The sequence below is a fragment of the Rhodobacter viridis genome, from assembly GCF_003217355.1.
GTDB classification, from domain to species: domain Bacteria; phylum Pseudomonadota; class Alphaproteobacteria; order Rhodobacterales; family Rhodobacteraceae; genus Rhodobacter; species Rhodobacter viridis.
The window spans coordinates 53,440-70,320 of the sequence record NZ_QJTK01000009.1; the positions used below are offsets into that span (position 1 = coordinate 53,440).

General features: G+C 65.7%; 17 protein-coding genes. 7 read left to right on the top strand and 10 right to left on the bottom strand.

Going from position 1 to position 16,881, the window contains the following annotated elements; genetic code table 11:
* Positions 1-204: 204 nt before the first annotated feature.
* Positions 205-1,167, top strand: a complete 963-nt coding sequence (locus C8J30_RS12095) for an acetyl-CoA carboxylase carboxyltransferase subunit alpha (protein WP_110806108.1) — start codon at positions 205-207, stop codon at positions 1,165-1,167.
* A gap of 68 nt (positions 1,168-1,235) precedes the next feature.
* Here the strand turns inward: C8J30_RS12095 and C8J30_RS12100 are convergent, their stop codons facing one another.
* From C8J30_RS12100 to C8J30_RS12110, 3 genes are read right to left on the bottom strand one after another with little or no spacing between them, the layout of a single operon-like run.
* Entirely contained in the window at positions 1,236-1,967 is a 732-nt protein-coding gene (locus C8J30_RS12100) for a lysophospholipid acyltransferase family protein (protein ID WP_110806109.1), read from the bottom strand.
* A complete protein-coding gene (locus C8J30_RS12105) occupies positions 1,967-2,857 on the bottom strand; it encodes a cell division protein FtsX (RefSeq protein ID WP_110806110.1) in 891 nt (296 codons plus the stop codon). The genes C8J30_RS12100 and C8J30_RS12105 overlap by 1 nt, the downstream gene beginning before the upstream one ends.
* Positions 2,857-3,528, bottom strand: a complete 672-nt coding sequence (locus C8J30_RS12110; protein ID WP_110806111.1) for a cell division ATP-binding protein FtsE — start codon at positions 3,526-3,528, stop codon at positions 2,857-2,859. The genes C8J30_RS12105 and C8J30_RS12110 overlap by 1 nt, the downstream gene beginning before the upstream one ends.
* 140 nt (positions 3,529-3,668) lie before the next feature.
* Here C8J30_RS12110 and C8J30_RS12115 point away from each other — a divergent pair, with 140 nt between their 5' ends.
* Positions 3,669-5,030, top strand: a complete 1,362-nt coding sequence (locus tag C8J30_RS12115; RefSeq protein ID WP_110806112.1) for a zinc-ribbon domain-containing protein — start codon at positions 3,669-3,671, stop codon at positions 5,028-5,030.
* 9 nt (positions 5,031-5,039) lie between these two features.
* On the opposite strand, the gene C8J30_RS12120 is transcribed toward C8J30_RS12115, so the two are convergent.
* From C8J30_RS12120 to argH, 5 genes are read right to left on the bottom strand one after another with little or no spacing between them, the layout of a single operon-like run.
* Positions 5,040-7,619 carry a DUF4175 domain-containing protein gene (locus C8J30_RS12120; RefSeq protein WP_245909800.1) on the bottom strand — a complete coding sequence of 860 codons (2,580 nt, stop codon included), beginning with the start codon at positions 7,617-7,619 and terminating at the stop codon, positions 5,040-5,042.
* Positions 7,620-7,646: 27 nt separating this feature from the next.
* Entirely contained in the window at positions 7,647-8,915 is a 1,269-nt protein-coding gene (gene lysA / locus C8J30_RS12125) for a diaminopimelate decarboxylase (protein ID WP_110806113.1), read from the bottom strand.
* 58 nt (positions 8,916-8,973) lie between these two features.
* Positions 8,974-9,162: a hypothetical protein gene (locus C8J30_RS12130; protein ID WP_146227905.1), complete on the bottom strand. Its 189-nt coding sequence runs from the start codon at positions 9,160-9,162 to the stop codon at positions 8,974-8,976.
* 8 nt (positions 9,163-9,170) lie between these two features.
* Complete coding sequence (locus tag C8J30_RS18660; RefSeq protein ID WP_181420866.1) at positions 9,171-9,314, bottom strand: hypothetical protein; 144 nt, start codon at positions 9,312-9,314, stop codon at positions 9,171-9,173.
* A gap of 13 nt (positions 9,315-9,327) precedes the next feature.
* A complete protein-coding gene (gene argH / locus C8J30_RS12135) occupies positions 9,328-10,725 on the bottom strand; it encodes an argininosuccinate lyase (RefSeq protein ID WP_110806209.1) in 1,398 nt (465 codons plus the stop codon).
* A gap of 25 nt (positions 10,726-10,750) precedes the next feature.
* On the opposite strand from argH, the gene C8J30_RS12140 reads away from it, so the two are divergent.
* Positions 10,751-11,296: a TlpA family protein disulfide reductase gene (locus C8J30_RS12140; protein WP_110806115.1), complete on the top strand. Its 546-nt coding sequence runs from the start codon at positions 10,751-10,753 to the stop codon at positions 11,294-11,296.
* Here C8J30_RS12140 and C8J30_RS12145 read toward each other — a convergent pair whose 3' ends face one another.
* A complete protein-coding gene (locus C8J30_RS12145) occupies positions 11,297-12,532 on the bottom strand; it encodes a PAS domain-containing protein (protein WP_110806116.1) in 1,236 nt (411 codons plus the stop codon). It lies immediately after the preceding gene.
* A 185-nt stretch (positions 12,533-12,717) separates the two neighbouring features.
* Between C8J30_RS12145 and C8J30_RS12150 the strand changes: the two genes are divergently transcribed.
* From C8J30_RS12150 to yddG, 4 genes are all read left to right on the top strand, one after another.
* Positions 12,718-13,560: an EAL domain-containing protein gene (locus C8J30_RS12150; RefSeq protein ID WP_110806210.1), complete on the top strand. Its 843-nt coding sequence runs from the start codon at positions 12,718-12,720 to the stop codon at positions 13,558-13,560.
* 153 nt (positions 13,561-13,713) lie between these two features.
* On the top strand, positions 13,714-14,889 hold the full coding sequence (locus tag C8J30_RS12155) for an acetyl-CoA C-acetyltransferase (protein WP_110806117.1): 1,176 nt from the start codon (positions 13,714-13,716) through the stop codon (positions 14,887-14,889).
* Between the two features lie 116 nt (positions 14,890-15,005).
* Positions 15,006-15,728: an acetoacetyl-CoA reductase gene (gene phbB, locus C8J30_RS12160; protein ID WP_110806118.1), complete on the top strand. Its 723-nt coding sequence runs from the start codon at positions 15,006-15,008 to the stop codon at positions 15,726-15,728.
* Between the two features lie 64 nt (positions 15,729-15,792).
* A complete protein-coding gene (gene yddG / locus C8J30_RS12165; protein WP_110806119.1) occupies positions 15,793-16,656 on the top strand; it encodes an aromatic amino acid exporter YddG in 864 nt (287 codons plus the stop codon).
* Between the two features lie 30 nt (positions 16,657-16,686).
* Here the strand turns inward: yddG and C8J30_RS12170 are convergent, their stop codons facing one another.
* Positions 16,687-16,860 (bottom strand): YdcH family protein, encoded by a 174-nt coding sequence (locus tag C8J30_RS12170; protein WP_110806120.1) that lies wholly within the window; start codon positions 16,858-16,860, stop codon positions 16,687-16,689.
* Positions 16,861-16,881 lie beyond the last annotated feature (21 nt).

The following is a 16,881-nucleotide window of genomic DNA, read 5'->3' on the forward strand; positions in this document are numbered from 1 at the left end:
CGTGACCGAATCGATTCGGATCCCGGAGCAGCAGGGAGGGGAGGCCCGGCTGCATGAGGGAACAGGGACGCCCCGGACCTGCGCCGGGGCGTTTCCAATTTTACCCCGTCCCGCCCCGCGGCACTCTGCCCGCTTTTCCCTGCGTCAGTTGCAAATCCTGCCCCGCGCGGTCATATAGGCCACGACTGCGTTACGGAGGCTTCGATGACGACCTATCTCGAGTTCGAAAAGCCGCTCGCCGAGATCGAGGGCAAGGCTGAGGAACTGCGGGCGCTTGCGCGCGCGAATTCGGGGATGGATGTCGAAAAGGAAGCGGCCGCGCTCGACAAGAAAGCGGCGCAGATGCTGAGCGAGCTTTACAAGGATCTGACGCCCTGGCGGAAATGCCAGGTGGCGCGTCACCCGGACCGGCCGCATTGCCGCGACTACATCAACGAGCTGTTCACCGAATACACGCCGCTCGCGGGCGATCGCAACTTTGCCGACGATCACGCGGTGATGGGTGGGCTTGCGCGCTTTGACGATCAGCCGGTCGTGGTGATCGGCCATGAAAAGGGCCACGACACCGCGTCGCGGATCATCCACAATTTCGGCATGGCCCGCCCCGAGGGCTACCGCAAGGCGATCCGGCTGATGGACATGGCCGACCGCTTCGGCCTGCCGGTCGTGACCCTCGTCGACACCCCCGGCGCCTATCCGGGCAAGGGTGCCGAGGAACGCGGTCAGGCCGAGGCCATTGCGCGCTCGACCGAGAAATGCCTCTGCCTTGGCGTGCCGCTGATCTCGGTGATCATCGGCGAAGGCGGTTCGGGCGGGGCCGTGGCTTTCGCCACCGCCGACCGCATCGCGATGCTGGAACATTCGGTCTATTCGGTGATCTCCCCCGAGGGCTGCGCCTCGATCCTGTGGAAGGATGCCGAGAAGATGCGCGAAGCCGCCGAGGCGCTGCGGCTGACGGCGCAGGATCTGAAGAAACTGGGCGTCATCGACCGGATCATCGCCGAACCGCTGGGCGGGGCGCAGCGCGACCGCAAGAAGACGATCGCAAGCGTCGGCGCCGAGATCGGCAAGATGCTCGCCGATCTGAAGGGCAAGAAACGCGCCGATATCCTGGCCGCCCGGCGCAAGAAATTCATCGACATGGGCTCGAAGGGTCTGGCGGCGTAAGTCACGGACCTTACCCAAGAAAAAGGGCGGCTCAAGCCGCCCTTTCGCATTTCGGGAGTTGGGAAGGCTCAGCCGATCTTCAGCCCGGCCTCGGCCATCAGCTTGTCCGAGGCGGCCTCGATCTGTTCTTCAATCACCTTCATGTAGTCACCCATCGGCATCCCGGCGTCGATCGGCGGCAGGAATTCCACCACCGCCAGCCCCGGCTTGCGCAGGATCGCATGACGCGGCCAGAACACGCCCACATTCGTCGCCGCAGGCACGCAGGGCAGGCCGAGTTCGGCATAAAGCGCCCCGGCGCCAATCTTGTAGGGCTTCTTCGCCCCCGCCGCGACGCGGGTGCCCTGCGCGAAGATCACCAGCTGACCGCCCGCGAAGCGCGCATCCTTGGCCTGTTCCAGCATCCCCTTGATCGCCGCGCCGCGCTTGCCGCGATCGACCGGCACGCAGCCGATGAGATAGGCATACCAGCCGACGAAGGGGGTCCAGACCAGCTCTTTCTTCATGATGAACTTGCCCCGCGGGATCGCCGCGTAGATCATCAGAATGTCGAAGAAACTCTGGTGCTTCGCGGCGATCAGCACGTCGCCCTGCGGGATCTCGCCGCGGTATTCGGTCTTGATGCCGACGATCCAGCCCGCGCTCCAGCACACCCATTTGCAATAGCCGCGGCAGACATGGATGGCGGCAGACCGCCCGCCGATCAGCGCATAGGGCAGCCCGAACACGGCATAAACCGCCAGCATCACATACATCTGGATGATGAACACGACCGAGCGGATGTATTGCAGAACGATCATCAGCGAATTCCCCTGAGCATGCGCAGCGCCGCGGCGCGGGTGGCGCCGTAGGCCACTACCGCAGCCAGCACCGGCAATGCAAGCGGCCAAAGCCAGCCCCAGCCGGTGAAGCCAAGCCCGGTCAGGAAGCCGCCCGCCACATCGGGGGCGGGCAGCGCAGCCACCGCCGCCATCCCGAGCGCTGTGCCGATCCCTGCACCCGCCAAACCGCGCTTGGTGAAACGCCGCACGAAGGCGCCGGCGATGAAGGCATCCTGCGCCCCCACAAGGCGCAGCGTCCGGATCACCTGCCCGTTCGCCGCCAGAGCCGCCTGCGCCGCCAGCGTGATCATCCCCGCCATCGCGCCCCCGATCAGCACGAGCGAGAGCCAGCCCAGAAGCCGCAACCGCCCGGCCGCCGCGATCAGCGGCTTGCGCCAGCGCGTGTGATCGTCGAGCACCGCGCCGGGCGCCTCGGCCGCAAGACGCAGCCGCAGACCCTCGGCATCGATGCCCTGATCGGTCTCGGTCAGCTCGACGAGCTTTGGCAGCGGCAGCGTGTCGACCGGCAGGTCGGGGCCGAACCACGGGTCCAGAAGCTTGCGCATCTCGCCCTCGTCCATCGGGCGGTAGCTCGCCACCCCGGGCGTCGTCGCCAGCGCATCCAGCACCGCGCGCAGCTGCGTCTCCATCTGATCGGCGGGGGCCGAAATCCGGATCGTGGCCGAGCGCGCCAGCGCCTCGGACCAGCGATCGGCAAGCCGCCCGGAGGCCATCGACAGCGCCAGCGCGAAAACCGCCAGGAAGGCCATCGCCGCCGAGGTCAGCACGGTCAGATTGGCGGTGAAGCCGGTGGGCGGAACGACCCGATCCGCCGTCGAAAGGTCAGAGCTGAAAGGATTGAACCGCATCAGAGATCAGCCCCCGCCAGTTGCAGCCGCCGGTTCGCGATCCGCAGCACCCGCGCCGAAACCTGCGCCTTCGCCTGCCGGATCAGGTTCAGATCGTGCGTCGCAATCAGCACGGTCTTGCCGAGCTTGTTCAGCTCCATCAACAGCGACAGCAGCCGCAGCGACATTTCCCAGTCAAGGTTGCCGGTGGGCTCGTCGGCCAGAATCACCTCGGGCGAGGTGATGATCGCCCGCGCCAAGGCCGCCCGTTGCCGCTCGCCGCCCGAAAGTTGCGGCGGCAGCGCGTTCATCTGTGCCTTCAGCCCGACCCAGGCCAGAAGCTCGGCCAGTTCCACCCCGTCGATCGGCTTGCCCGCCACGGTCAGCGGCAGCGCGACGTTTTCCGCCACCGAGAGGTGATCGAGGAACTGGCAGTCCTGATGCACGACGCCGATGCGCTGGCGCATCCGGGCAATGTCGTCGCGCCCCATCGTGCGCGCATCCTGCCCGTAAAGCCCCATGAACCCCGACGAGGGCAGAAGCTCTGCATAACACAGCTTCAGGAACGTGGTCTTGCCCGCGCCCGAGGGCCCGGTCAGGAAGTGAAACGACCCCGGAACCAGCTTCAAGGTCATCTCTGCCAGAAGCTCGGTTCCGCCATAGCCGACGGCAACATCCTGCAACTCGATCACTGCGCGGCCCCTCCCCTGCTGCCCGGTTTTCGGGCGGCACCTGCGACACACTCAAACTATTGGAGTTTGTTTCTTTGCTTGCTACAACAAGCTTGTAGAAAAGGCCAGAATGGCGAGTGAGGGGCGAGGCTGGGAACCGAATGCGGCTGATCTGCCCAAGATGCGGTGCGCAATACGAGGTGGATGATGTCATCATTCCCACCGCGGGGCGCGATGTGCAATGCTCTGGCTGCGGCCAGACCTGGTTCCAACCCAGCCGTCAGATGCTTGATGCGGCGCAGGAAAAGGCCCGCGAGGCGCAGGACGGCCTTGACCAATGGGATGTGAGTGCCCCCGAGCCGGAGGCCGCGACCGAAGCCGCTGCGGAACCTGAAGCCGCTGCGGTGGCCGAGGAGGAAGACTGGCCCGAACCCTTGCCCGAGGACTGGCCGGACTTCGAGGCCGAGCCCGCACCGGACCCTGTCGCAGAGGCGGCCCCCGAAGCCGTGCCGGACCCCGAGGCCCCCGGCGCCGACGCCGGGGCCGAGATCCTCGACTGGGCCGTGCCTGCCACCCCGGCGCCCGCCGAGCCCGAACCGGCCGAGCTTGAAACGGCCGAGCTTGAAACGGATGTCTTGATCGCCATTTCCGAGCTGATGCGCTCGCATCCGCTGGCGCCCGCGGCCGAGCCGATCGAACCGGCGGCGACGACGCCCGAACCCGAGCCGCAGCAAGCAGAGCCGGAGGCCCCGGAGCCCGCGCCAGCCGTCGTCCCCCAGCCGATCGAGACTGCAGAAGTTGGCCCTGCGCCGCGCGTAGGCGCGATCCCGCGCCGGCCGCTCGACGAAAACCTGATGGCCATCCTGCGCGAAGAAGCCGAACGCGAAGCCGCGGCCCGCCGGGCCGAAGGCAGCGGGATCGAGACGCAGGAAGAAATGAACCTTGATCCGGTGCTGACCAGCCCGGTGATGCCGACGGTTGCACCGCCTCCGCCGCCCCCGATGACGCCGCCCCCGATGACGCCGCCCTCGGTCCAGCCGCAGCGCGTGGCGCCGACCTTGCGCGCCGAGCCGTCGCGGCGGATGCTGGATTTCAGCGACCTCAACTCCGACGACGCCAGCGAGGGCGACCGTCACGCCGATCTGACCGAAGGCCCCGAGCCGGAAGAGGCCGAAAGCGCTGACCGTTTCCTGCGGCGGCGGCGTCTGCCCGATATCGACGAAATCAATTCGAGCCTGCGCGCCAGCGCCGACCGCAATGGGGACATCGCGGCGATGGGGATGATTCAGGGTCGGGATGAAGATCGCTCGGGCTTCCGCTTCGGCTTTTCCTCGGTGCTGCTGCTCGCCGCGATTGCGGCGCTGCTTTATGCCTATGCGCCGAAACTGGCCGAGATGGTGCCCGCGGCGGGACCGCTGCTCGACAGCTATGTCGCGGCGGTGGATGCGGCGCGGATCTGGCTGGATGCGCAACTGCGTGCGGTGATCGCGCAGGTTCAGGCGGGCGCCCCACCGCAAAGCTGATCCGGGCGGCTATTGCCCCGCGAAACGGTCGAGCAGACGGCGCAGGTAGTCGCGTTCCGTCTCCGGCCGCTGCCGGTCGGCCGTGCGGCGGCGGATTTCATCGAGCAGATCGCGGGCGCGGCGATAGACGTCGTCCCCCTTCAGCAGATCGGAATCGGACCCGATCCGGCTGCCATCGCCGGTCGCCCGGCCGAGCGGATCACGCGGCAATTCACGCGCGCCATGTCCGCCCATCGCATCGCCGCGCCGCTCCATGCCTTCGGCGCCCTGACCGCTCTGGCCCTGCCCGTTTTCCTCGGCCATCGCCTCGCCCAGCTTGCGCATGCCCTCGCGCAGGGCTTCGATCGCATCGGCCTGCTTGTCGATGGCGCCGCCCAGATCGCCGTCCTTCAGCGCCTGTTCGGCGCCGTCCATCGCCTTGCCTGCGCCGTCCAGCGATCGTTCGGCCTCCTTGGCGGCGTCCCCGCCAAGACGCGGCATCAATCCGCGCTGGCGTTCCAGCTCCCGGCGCAGGGCCCGCTGACGCTCGGCAAGGCTCTTGCCCTGATCTTCCGCCGTGCCCTCCCCGGCTTGCGGCTGTCCGTCCGGTTGCGCTTGCGGCGCGCCCGGCCCCGGCTGTTCCAGCCCCGGATCGACGCCCTCGGGCTGCGGGCTGCGCTGCATCTGGCGGAAGGAATCGTCCGACAGCTTCTGCTGATCGCGCAACGTCTGGCCCAGATCCTTCATCGCCTTGCCGCCGGGCATGTCGCCGTCGCCGCCCTCGCCCTGCGTGACCTTCATGTTCTGCATCATCCGGGACAGCTGATCGAGCAGCTCCTGCGCCTCCGCCATCTTGCCTTCTTCCATCAGACGCTGGATTTCCTCCATCATCTTCTGGATCTGATCGCCGGTGATGCGCTGGCTGTCCTGCTTCTGCCCGAACTGCGGCCCCTGCTCCTGCTCGGTCGCGCGCTCGGCCAGCATTTGCAGATACCGATCGGTGGCCTCTTTCAGTTCCGCCATCAGCTTGGCGATCTCGTCCTTCGAGGCGCCGTTGCGGATCGCCTCGCTCAGCCGCTCCTGCGCCTGCTGCATCGCCGCCAGCGCATCGGCCAGACCGCCATCCTCGAGCAGTTTCGCCATGTCCCACAGGACCTTGGCGACCTCGTCACGGGCCTCGGGCGACAGCGGCCCGCCCTCGAGACGCTCGATCTGCGCATGCAGGGCCTCGGCCATCTGCGGGGCGGGAAAGACACCTTCGGGCCGGTTCAGGATCGCGCGCAAAAGCGCGGCCGTGCGGGGGGCATTCTCGCGCGACCACAGCAAATCACGCCGCATCTCGATCAGCGCCGCCGCCCGCGGATCAAAGAACCGCCGCCCGGGCAGATCGAATGTCTGTTCGCCGCTCGTGCCGGTCTGGCCAAGACCATCCTCGACCGAGAGCGAAAGCTTGACCGGCAGGTTCGCCCAAGGATGCTCGGACATGTCCTCGGCCAGCGTTTCGGTGAAATCGGCGCGCGAGCCGGTGATCGGCAGCGGCAGATCGAAGACCAGATCCGGGCGCGGCTCGGGGTCGATCGCGAGCCCGTAGCGGCGGTCGATCGCCGCAAGATCAAGGCTGACATGCGCCTGCCCCTTGGCGATGCCGTAATCGTCGGTGGCGTGGAAGGGTTGCGCCAGCTTGCCATCGGCGCGCCGTTCCGCCAGCCGGGGCAGTTCGACCGCGGGGGCGGCATCGGAGAGCAGCGTGACCTTGAAGCTGCGCCCCATGCGCCCGCCGATCTCGACCATGCCCGAACGCCGGGCAATCAGATCAAGGCTTTGCACCTCGGCGCCCTCTGCCTTTTCGGGCGTGGCGGCGGGGCTCGACACGGTTTCGCTGAAGGGAACAGAACCGGGTGCACCATAGAAGCGGAAACTGAGCTTCGTGCCCTCGGGCAGCGACAGCGCATCGCCGTCGACCCCGTTCAGATAAAGACCCGGCTTGCCGGTGTAGCGCGGCGGCTCGGCCCAGCCTTCCCAGGCGGGGCCCATCGCGGCCTCGGCGGCGCCGGGGGGTTGTGGATGCTCGGCTGGCTTGAAAATCGCGAGCGGCGCGCCAAAGATCAGCGCCACGGTGACGCCGGTCAGCGCGGAGATCCGCAGACCGTAGGGGTCACGCGGCGCCAGATCGGGCGTGGGCAAGGGCGCGCGGGCGGCAGCGGCGCGCTCGGCCATGCGACCGCGATGCAAAGCCCAAAGGGCGCGCGTCGCCGGATCGGTCTCGCCCAGCGCCAGACTGTCGGTCAGCGCGGCCAGCGGTCGACCGGGCAGGGTCGCATCCAGCCGGGCAATCGCCTCGGCCCGGGAGGGAAGACGAAACCGCCGGAACCCCGGTGCGGCCAAAACGACCGCAAGAAACCCAAGGCTTCCCGCCAGCACCGGCCACTGCCGCCCGCTCAGATAATCGGGCAGACGAAAGGCCAAAAGGGTGAAGGTGATCGCCGCAAGCGTCAGCAACGGCCAGAAGGCGCGCAGCAGCCGCTCGGCCGTCATCGCCGCCCGCGTCAGCGCGATCGGTCGGGCCAGCGGGGCGAGCGGGTCGCCCGGAAGGGGCGGCGGCGGCGGCATCGGTCCTTTCCGGCCCGGACTACGGGATCAGAGCCATTCCGGGATGCTATCGCGGGCCAGCATTTCCTCAAAGCTCGGTCTTTGCCGGATGACGGCGAAGTGATCCCCGGACACCAGCACCTCGGGGATCAGCGGACGGGAATTGTATTCAGACGCCATCACCGCGCCATAGGCGCCCGCCGAGCGGAAGGCGACCAGATCGCCCTCGGCCATCACGGGAAGCTCGCGCCCCTTGGCGAAAGTGTCGCCCGTCTCGCAGACCGGGCCGACCACATCGAAGGGCTGCGGCGCGATGCCCGGCGCGGGCTCGATCACCGGGACGATATCATGATGCGCCGAATACATCGCAGGCCGCACCAGATCGTTCATCGCCGCATCGACGATGAGGAAATCCCGCCCCTCGCCCTCCTTCAGATAGATGACCGAGGTCACCATCAGCCCGGCATTGCCGGAAATCAGCCGCCCCGGCTCGATCTCGATCTCGCAGCCGAGATCGCCCAGAACCCGCTGGATCATCGCGCCGTAATCGGTGGGCAAGGGCGGTGCCTCGTTCGAGCGCTGGTGATAGGGGATGCCCAAGCCGCCCCCCAGATCAAGGCGGCGGATGTTGTGGCCATCGGCGCGCAGGGCAAGGGTCAGGTCGCGGACCTTGGTGAAGGCTGCCTCGAACGGCGCCAGATCGGTCAGTTGGCTGCCGATATGCACATCGACACCGATCACGTCGATTCCAGGCAGTTTCGCGGCCTCGGCATAGACGGAGCGGGCCTTGGCGATCGGAATGCCGAACTTGTTCTCCGACTTGCCGGTGGCGATCTTTTCATGGGTCTTCGCATCGACATCGGGGTTCACCCGCAGCGCGATCGGCGCGGTGACGCCAAGGCCCGTCGCAATCTCGGAAATCGCCCGCAGCTCTGGCTCGCTTTCGACGTTGAACTGCCGGATGCCGCCGGTGAGCGCCAACGTGATTTCCTCGCGCGTCTTGCCGACGCCGGAAAAGACGATCCGCGCGCCCGGCACGCCCGCGGCCTTGGCCCGGCGGTATTCGCCGCCCGAGACCACATCCATCCCCGCGCCCAGATCGCCGAGCAGCTTCAGTACCGCAAGGTTCGAATTCGACTTGATCGCAAAGCAGACCAGGTGATCGGTCCCCGCCAGCGCCGCATCGAACAGCTTGAAATGCCGGGTCAGGGTCGCGGCGGAATAGACATAGAACGGGGTGCCGACACTGGCCGCGATCTCGGTCAGGGCCACGTCTTCGGCATGCAGCACGCCATTGCGGTAAAGAAAGTGATCCATCGCGGCCTCCGGTTGCTGAGGCGTTCTTAGCCGGTCGGACCCGTCAAGAAAAGCGGCCTCAGAAGCCCGCGCCCAGATGCAGCCAGCCAAGATGCGTGCCGACCGTGGCGCGCCCGCTGCTGTTCACGCCCAGCCGCATCGGGCCGACACCGGTCGAAACCCCGGCGCCCACCTGACCGCCGGGGCTGGCGCCCACATTCGCGCGCGGCCCGTCACAGGCCGCGAGCAGGAGCAGGAGCAGGGGCAAGGCGATCCTCACAGCGACCCCGTGACGCCCATGCGGGCTTCGCCGGTGATCGAAACGCCGGGGGCGGTGGTCGCTTTCGGCGGTTGCGGCGGGCCATCGACACCGCAGGCCGCGGCAAGGGTCAGAAGCGAGAAAGCAAGAAGGATACGCATGAAAACTCCCGTGTCAGGCGAAAAGCCCCTTCCAGCGCGCGACCTGGGCGCGGACCTGATCAGGAGCGGTGCCGCCGTAAGACTGGCGCGAGGCGACCGAATTGTGAACCCCAAGCACGGAATAGACCGCCTCGGTCAGCGCCGGATGGGCGGATTTCAGCTCTTCGAGGCTCAGATCGGGCAGATCGCAGCCCTTCTTTTCCGCCAGCGCGACGAGCGAGCCGGTGACATGGTGGGCATCCCGGAAGGGCAGACCGGCCTCACGCACGAGCCAGTCGGCCAGATCGGTCGCGGTCGAGAAGCCCGAGGAGGCCGCGGCTTCCAGCTTGCCCGTGTTCACCGTCAGATCCGACATCATCCCGGTCATCGCGGCCAAGGCCAGCATCAGCGTATCGGCGGCGTCGAAGACCTGTTCCTTGTCTTCCTGCATGTCTTTCGAATAGGCGAGCGGCAGGCCCTTCATCACGGTGAACAGCGCGACAGCCGCGCCCAGCACCCGGCCGATTTTCGCGCGGATCAGCTCGGCCGCATCGGGGTTGCGCTTTTGCGGCATGATGCTCGACCCGGTCGACCACTTGTCCGACATCGCAACAAAGCGGAATTGCGCCGAGGACCAGATCACCAGCTCCTCCGCCAGACGGCTCAGGTGCACCGAGCAGATCGCCGCCGAGGACAGGAATTCCAGCGCGAAATCGCGGTCCGACACGCCATCCAGGCTGTTCGCCATCGGCCGGTCGAAGCCGAGCGCCGCGGCGGTCATGTGCCGGTCGATCGGGAAACCGGTGCCCGCAAGTGCCGCCGAGCCGAGCGGGCATTCGTTCATCCGCTTGCGCGCATCCTCAAAGCGCGACCGATCGCGCGCGAACATCTCGACATAGGCCATCATGTGATGGCCCCAGGTCACCGGCTGCGCGGTCTGCAGATGGGTGAAGCCCGGCATCACCCAATCGGCGCCCTTCTCGGCCTGAGCGACCAACACCCGCATCAGAGCCGTCAGCGAAGTGATCGCCGCATCGGCCTGATCGCGGACCCAAAGCCGGAAATCGGTCGCCACCTGATCGTTGCGGCTCCGCGCCGTGTGCAGCCGCCCCGCCGGTTCGCCGATCAGCGCCTTCAGCCGCGCCTCGACGTTCATGTGAATGTCCTCGAGCGCGGTCGAAAACGGGAAATCGCCCGCCTCGATCTCTGACAAGACCGTGAGCAACCCTTCCCCGATCACCTCGGCATCGCTATTCGTCAAGATACCCGTCGCGGCCAGCATCGCCGCATGGGCCCGGCTGCCGCGGATATCCTGTGCGTAAAGCCGCTTGTCGAACGAGATCGAGGCGTTGATCGCCTCCATGATCGCGTCCGGACCGGCGGCGAAGCGCCCGCCCCACATGGCGTTCGAGGATTTCGTGTCGTCGGTCATCGTCAGGCCCTTCGTCGGAGGCATCATGCTGCGGTTGTTCGTCCTTTATACGGCCCTTGCCCTTAGCGCAAATGCCGCCACCGCCGCCGACCTTTCGGCGCTGAAACAGGGCGAGATGAAGAAACTCGCCGTCTTTTCCGAGCCGCTGCCGCTGCCGGAAATTCCCTTCGTCGATGAAACCGGGGCAAGCCATACGCTGGCCGACTATCACGGCAAGGTGGTGCTGTTGAACCTCTGGGCAACCTGGTGTGCGCCCTGCCGCAAGGAAATGCCCGATATCGAGGCGCTTCAGACCGAGATCGGCGGGGGGGATTTCACCGTGCTGACCGTGGCTTCCAGCAATCGCGACACCCAGGTGAAGGTGGCCGCGTTTTTCGAAAAGCAGGGGATCACCCACTTGCCGCGGATGATCGACAACACGGAACGGCTGCCGCGCGCCTTCGGTCTGCCCGGCCTGCCGGCCTCGATCCTGATCGACCGCAAGGGGCAGATCGTGGCTCAACTTCTTGGCCCGGCCGATTGGTCGAGCCCGGAAGCGAAAGCGGTCATCGCCGCCCTGCGCGCCGAATGATCAGCGCGATTCGCCGCGCAGGAACTGGTTCATCGACGAGCCGATCTCTTCCGAGAGCCGCATGATCGATTCGAGCCGGTTCTTGATGTCGGCATGGAAGATGTCGAGCTGATCGATCGTCGCCGAGAGCCCGCCGCCGGTATCGCGCATCCGACCGCATTCGACGCGGCCCAGAACCCGGATCGTGTCGAGCCCCAGCATCAGGCGGCGAATCTCGGCGCTTGAGCGGCTCAGCTCCTCCGCATGGCCGACGGCGCGTTCCATCGCCTGACGGGTGTCATGGCGCGACCGTTCCTCAAGTTCGCGCAGAAGCTTCCGTTCATGCGCCCAGTCGATCCCTTCGACGGGCACCGCATCGCGGAAATTCGCGTTCATCTCTTTCAGCACGCGGTTCGACCCAAGCAGGAACAAGGCCCGGGCCGCCTGCCGCGAGACGCGCTCGCACAGATTGTCCCGCCCGGCAACGAAGCTGCGCAGGCGTTCGGAAATCACCATCGACGAGGCTTTGTAATTCTCCGAAATCGCCGAAACCGGGCCGCCCGAAGGCTCCAGCCGTGAGGCGACGATGCGCATGTTGTTCGGGATCGATTGCAAGGCCTCGAAGCTGCGCAGCAGTTTCATCTGCTCCTGCGTGACCTTTTCAAGCGAGGTGTTCATGTCGATCAGGCGCAGCGTGCGCGGATCGGCCGGACGCCCCAGTTTCGCATCGCGGGCGGCCAATTCCTTGCCCAGCGCGAAGGCCATGTAGCTCGTGTAGGTCGAATAGCCTTCGGTGGACGCCATCGTCCGCAATTCGCCTGCGCTGACCTCGGGGTCGAGCCGCTCGGCCCGCTCCCGCGCGCTGAGCTTGATGTAATCTTCACGGATACGGTCGGACAGCGGCGACGAAGGCTTGAGCCGGACCGAAAGATAGCCATCTTCCGTGGGCATCAGCACGGCGAAAACCCAGTATTGGTCGCCATTCTTGGCCCGGTTCTTGACATAGGCCCCCATCGGATGCCCGGCGCCAAGCGCGTGCCAGAGAATGCGGAACACGCCGCGGGGCGTATCGGGGTGGCGCACGACCTTGTGCGGTGCGCCCAGAATGTCCTTCCATTCGAACCCGGAAACGCGGTGAAACACGTCATTCCCCGCGAGGATGACCCCGCGCTTGTCCGTCCGCGAGTAGAAGAGTTCGTCAAAGCCGAAGTAAGCTTCGCCTTCGACAGATTTGGAGAAATCAGCAGGTGCAGTCATCGGGGCGCTCGTTTCGACACTCGGAACCTTTGGAGCAAGTCTAAGTTGTGTTCGTTACCGAGGCATTTATGGATTCAGGCTTACCAGAAATTTTCGATATTAACCACGCGCCGGAGAAATTGCGCGTCTTTACCCGTTGTTAGCCGAAATCGCGGATTCTGGCATGGAATCTGATGGAGGGGCCGATGCCGAAAATTCCGCTGTCGCTGCGTGAGCCGCTCGATCCCGCCGATGCCAATCCGCTGAACTTTGCCGTTGCCCAGCGCGATCGCGAAACCCTCTCGATGGTGACGCGCGCCATTGAACGGCGCGACGTCGTGCTGGCGTTCCAACCCATCGTGCAGACGCTGCGCCCCGATCGCCCGGCCTTTTACGAGGGGCTGATCCGTGTGCTTGACGATACCGGGCGGGTGATTCCCGCGCAGGAATTCATCGGCGCGGCCGAAACCACCGAAATCGGTCGCAAGCTCGATTGCCTTGCGCTGGAAATGGGGCTGCTGTCGTTGGCCGAAGATCGTGAATTGCGGCTCTCCGTGAACATGTCCGCGCGCTCGATCGGGTATCCGGACTGGACCCGCATCCTCAACCGCGGTCTGGCGATGGACGAAACCGTGGGCGAGCGGCTGATTCTCGAAATCACCGAATCCTCGGCGATGGTGATGCCGGAACTCGTCTCGGTCTTCATGCAGGACATGCAGATGAAGGGCATCTCCTTCGCGCTCGATGATTTCGGCGCGGGCTACACTTCGTTCCGCTATCTGCGCGAATTCTACTTCGACATCCTGAAGATCGACGGCCAGTTCATAACCGGAATCGCGCGCAATCCCGACAACCAGATCCTCACCCAGGCGCTGATGTCGATCGCCAAGCATTTCGAGATGTTCACCGTTGCCGAAGCGGTCGAAACCGCCGAGGATGCGGCCTGGCTGACGCGTGCGGGGATCGACTGCATGCAGGGCTATTATTTCGGCGCGCCGACGATCATGCCGCCGTGGAAAGCGCCCACGACCCACAAGGCCGGGAACTGACGCCCGGGCCTCAGGGTTGATTTTTTCGCGCAACAAAATTGCGCGAATGGCGGCAAATATTGCCAAATCTGCTTGACCTCCTTCGCCCTTTCGGCATGCTGCACAGCGGCAATGGGTGCCTCTGCGCCCGAAATCCTGTGAGGAGGGAAATTCATGACCAATGTCGTCATCGTCTCGGCGGCCCGTACCGCCGTGGGCAGCTTCAACGGCGCTTTCGCCAACACGCCCGCGCATGATCTGGGCGCCGCGGTGATCGAGGCGGTTGTCGCGCGGGCGGGCATCGACAAGGCGGAGGTCTCGGAAACCATCCTCGGCCAGGTGCTGACCGCCGGTCAGGGCCAGAACCCGGCGCGTCAGGCGCATATCAAGGCCGGTCTGCCGATCGAATCGGCCGCCTGGGGCATCAACCAGGTTTGCGGCTCGGGCCTGCGCACGGTGGCGCTTGGCGCCCAGCACATCCAGCTTGGCGATGCGGCGATCGTCGTCGCGGGCGGTCAGGAAAGCATGTCGCTCTCGACCCATGTCGCGCATCTGCGCGCGGGCACGAAAATGGGCGACATGAAGATGATCGATTCGATGATCAAGGACGGTCTGTGGGACGCCTTCAACGGCTACCACATGGGCCAGACCGCCGAGAACGTCGCGAGCCAATGGGGCATCACCCGCGAAATGCAGGACGAATTCGCCCTCGCCTCGCAGAACAAGGCCGAGGCCGCGCAAAAGGCGGGCAAGTTCGTCGATGAAATCGTGCCCTTCACGATCAAGACCCGCAAGGGCGACATCGTGGTCGATGCCGATGAATACATCCGCCACGGCGCGACGCTCGATTCGCTGCAGAAGCTGAAACCGGCCTTCACCAAGGACGGCTCCGTCACCGCGGGCAACGCTTCGGGCATCAACGACGGCGCCGCGGTCGTGCTGCTGATGACCGAGGAAGAAGCGGCCAAGCGCGGTCTGACGCCGCTCGCCCGCATCGCCTCCTATGCCACCGCCGGGCTTGACCCGTCGATCATGGGTTGCGGCCCGATCCCGGCCTCGCGAAAGGCGCTGGAAAAGGCGGGCTGGAAAGCTGCCGATCTGGACCGGATCGAGGCGAACGAAGCGTTCGCGGCGCAGGCCTGCGCGGTGAACAAGGACATGGGCTGGGATGTGTCGAAGGTGAACGTCAACGGCGGCGCCATCGCCATCGGTCACCCGATCGGCGCCTCGGGCTGCCGGATCCTGAACACGCTCGTCTTCGAAATGAAACGTTCGGGCGCGAAAAAGGGCCTTGCGACGCTCTGCATCGGCGGCGGCATGGGCGTGGCCATGTGCCTCGAAGGGCTCTGAGGTCAGGCCTCACGCAGATTTTTTCTGCAAATGCGAAAAACGGGCGCGCAATAATATTGCGCGCCTTCCTTATTTTAGGTAACAGCATTTCAACAAGGATGATCTGAGGAGGAATCATGTCCAGAGTTGCACTCGTCACTGGTGGGTCGCGCGGCATTGGCGCCGCGATCTCGATGGCGCTGAAGGAGGCTGGCTACACCGTCGCCGCGAACTATGCCGGCAATGACGAAGCCGCCGCGAAATTCACCGCCGAGACCGGGATCAAGACCTACAAGTGGTCGGTCGCGGATTACGACGCCTGCGCCGCGGGCATCGCGCAGGTCGAGGCCGACCTCGGCCCGGTCGACGTTCTGGTGAACAACGCGGGCATCACCCGCGACGCGCCCTTCCACAAGATGACCCGCGAGCAGTGGGATCAGGTGATCGGCACCAACCTGAACGGCATCTTCAACATGACGCATCCGCTCTGGAACGGCATGCGCGACCGCAAGTTCGGCCGGATCATCAACATCTCGTCGATCAACGGCCAGAAGGGTCAATTCGCGCAGGCGAACTACTCGGCCGCGAAAGCGGGCGACATCGGCTTCACCAAGGCGCTGGCGCAAGAAGGCGCGCGCGCGGGCATCACCGTGAACGCGATCTGCCCGGGCTACATCGCCACCGAGATGGTGATGGCGGTTCCGGAAAAGGTGCGCGAGTCGATCATCGCGACGATCCCGGTCGGCCGTCTGGGCGACGTGACCGACATCGCGCGCTGCGTGGTGTTCCTTGCCGCGGACAGCGCGGGCTTCATCACCGGCGCGACGATCACCGCGAACGGCGGCCAGTACATGACCTGATTTGCCTCTTGGCAAATGGCGACGGGGCCCGCATCTTGCGGGCCTCTTTGCTTTCGGGGGGCAGATGTCGCGCAATCAGGCAACCGTGATCGGCTTTTCCGCCGTCGCACTCTGGGCGCTGCTCGCGCTGTTCACCGTCGCCTCGGCGCCGGTGCCGCCCCTGCAACTGAATGCGCTGTGCTTTGCCATCGGCGGCAGCATCGGGCTGATCTGGGTCGCCGCGACCGAGGGCTTTGCCGTGCTGCGACAGGTGTCGTGGAAAGTCTACGCTTTCGGCACGGCAGCCTTGTTCGGTTACCACCTGATCTATTTTTCCGCCCTGCGCCTTGCCCCTCCGGCCGAGGCGAGTCTGATCGCCTATCTCTGGCCGCTGCTCATCGTGGTCTTTTCCGGCCTGCTGCCGGGGGAGCGGCTGACTCGGTTGCATATTTTCGGGGCAATCCTCGCCTTTGCGGGGGCCGCCCTGATCGTCGCCCGCGGCGGCATCTCGGCCAGCGCCGAATCGCTGCCCGGCTATGGGCTGGCTTTCCTCTGCGCACTGACCTGGTCGGGCTATTCGCTGATCTCGCGCCGCATGGGGCAGGTGCCGACCGCCGCCGTCGCGGTCTATTGCCTGGCCACGGCGGTCTTGTCGGCTTTCGCGCATCTGGCGCTGGAAGAGACGCTCTGGCCCACCAGCACGACCGGCTGGGGCGCCATCATCGCCCTTGGCCTTGGTCCGGTGGGACTGGCGTTCTACACATGGGATGTGGGGGTGAAGAAGGGCGACATCCAGATGTTGGGGACGGCGTCCTATGCAGCGCCCCTTCTGTCAACGCTGGCGCTGATCGGGGCGGGGATCGCGGCAGCTTCCCCAGTTCTGGTACTGACCGCCGCGATGATTGCTGCAGGTGCCTTTCTGGCCGCCTTGGGCAGTCGGCAAGGCTAGCGGGTCGGCCCTACGGGGCCGAGCCGGAAATCAGAGCGCCACGCCTTCCAGCCGCGCGATTTCTTCCTTGAGCCGCAGTTTCTGTTTTTTCATCTCCGCGATTTGCAGGTCGTCAAAGCTGGGCGTGCGAAGCGCCACTTCGACTTCCTCGGACAGAGCCTGATGTTTCTTGCGAAGTTCAGCGATATGCGAACTCACGGACATGGCAGTCTCCTCTTTCCTTGT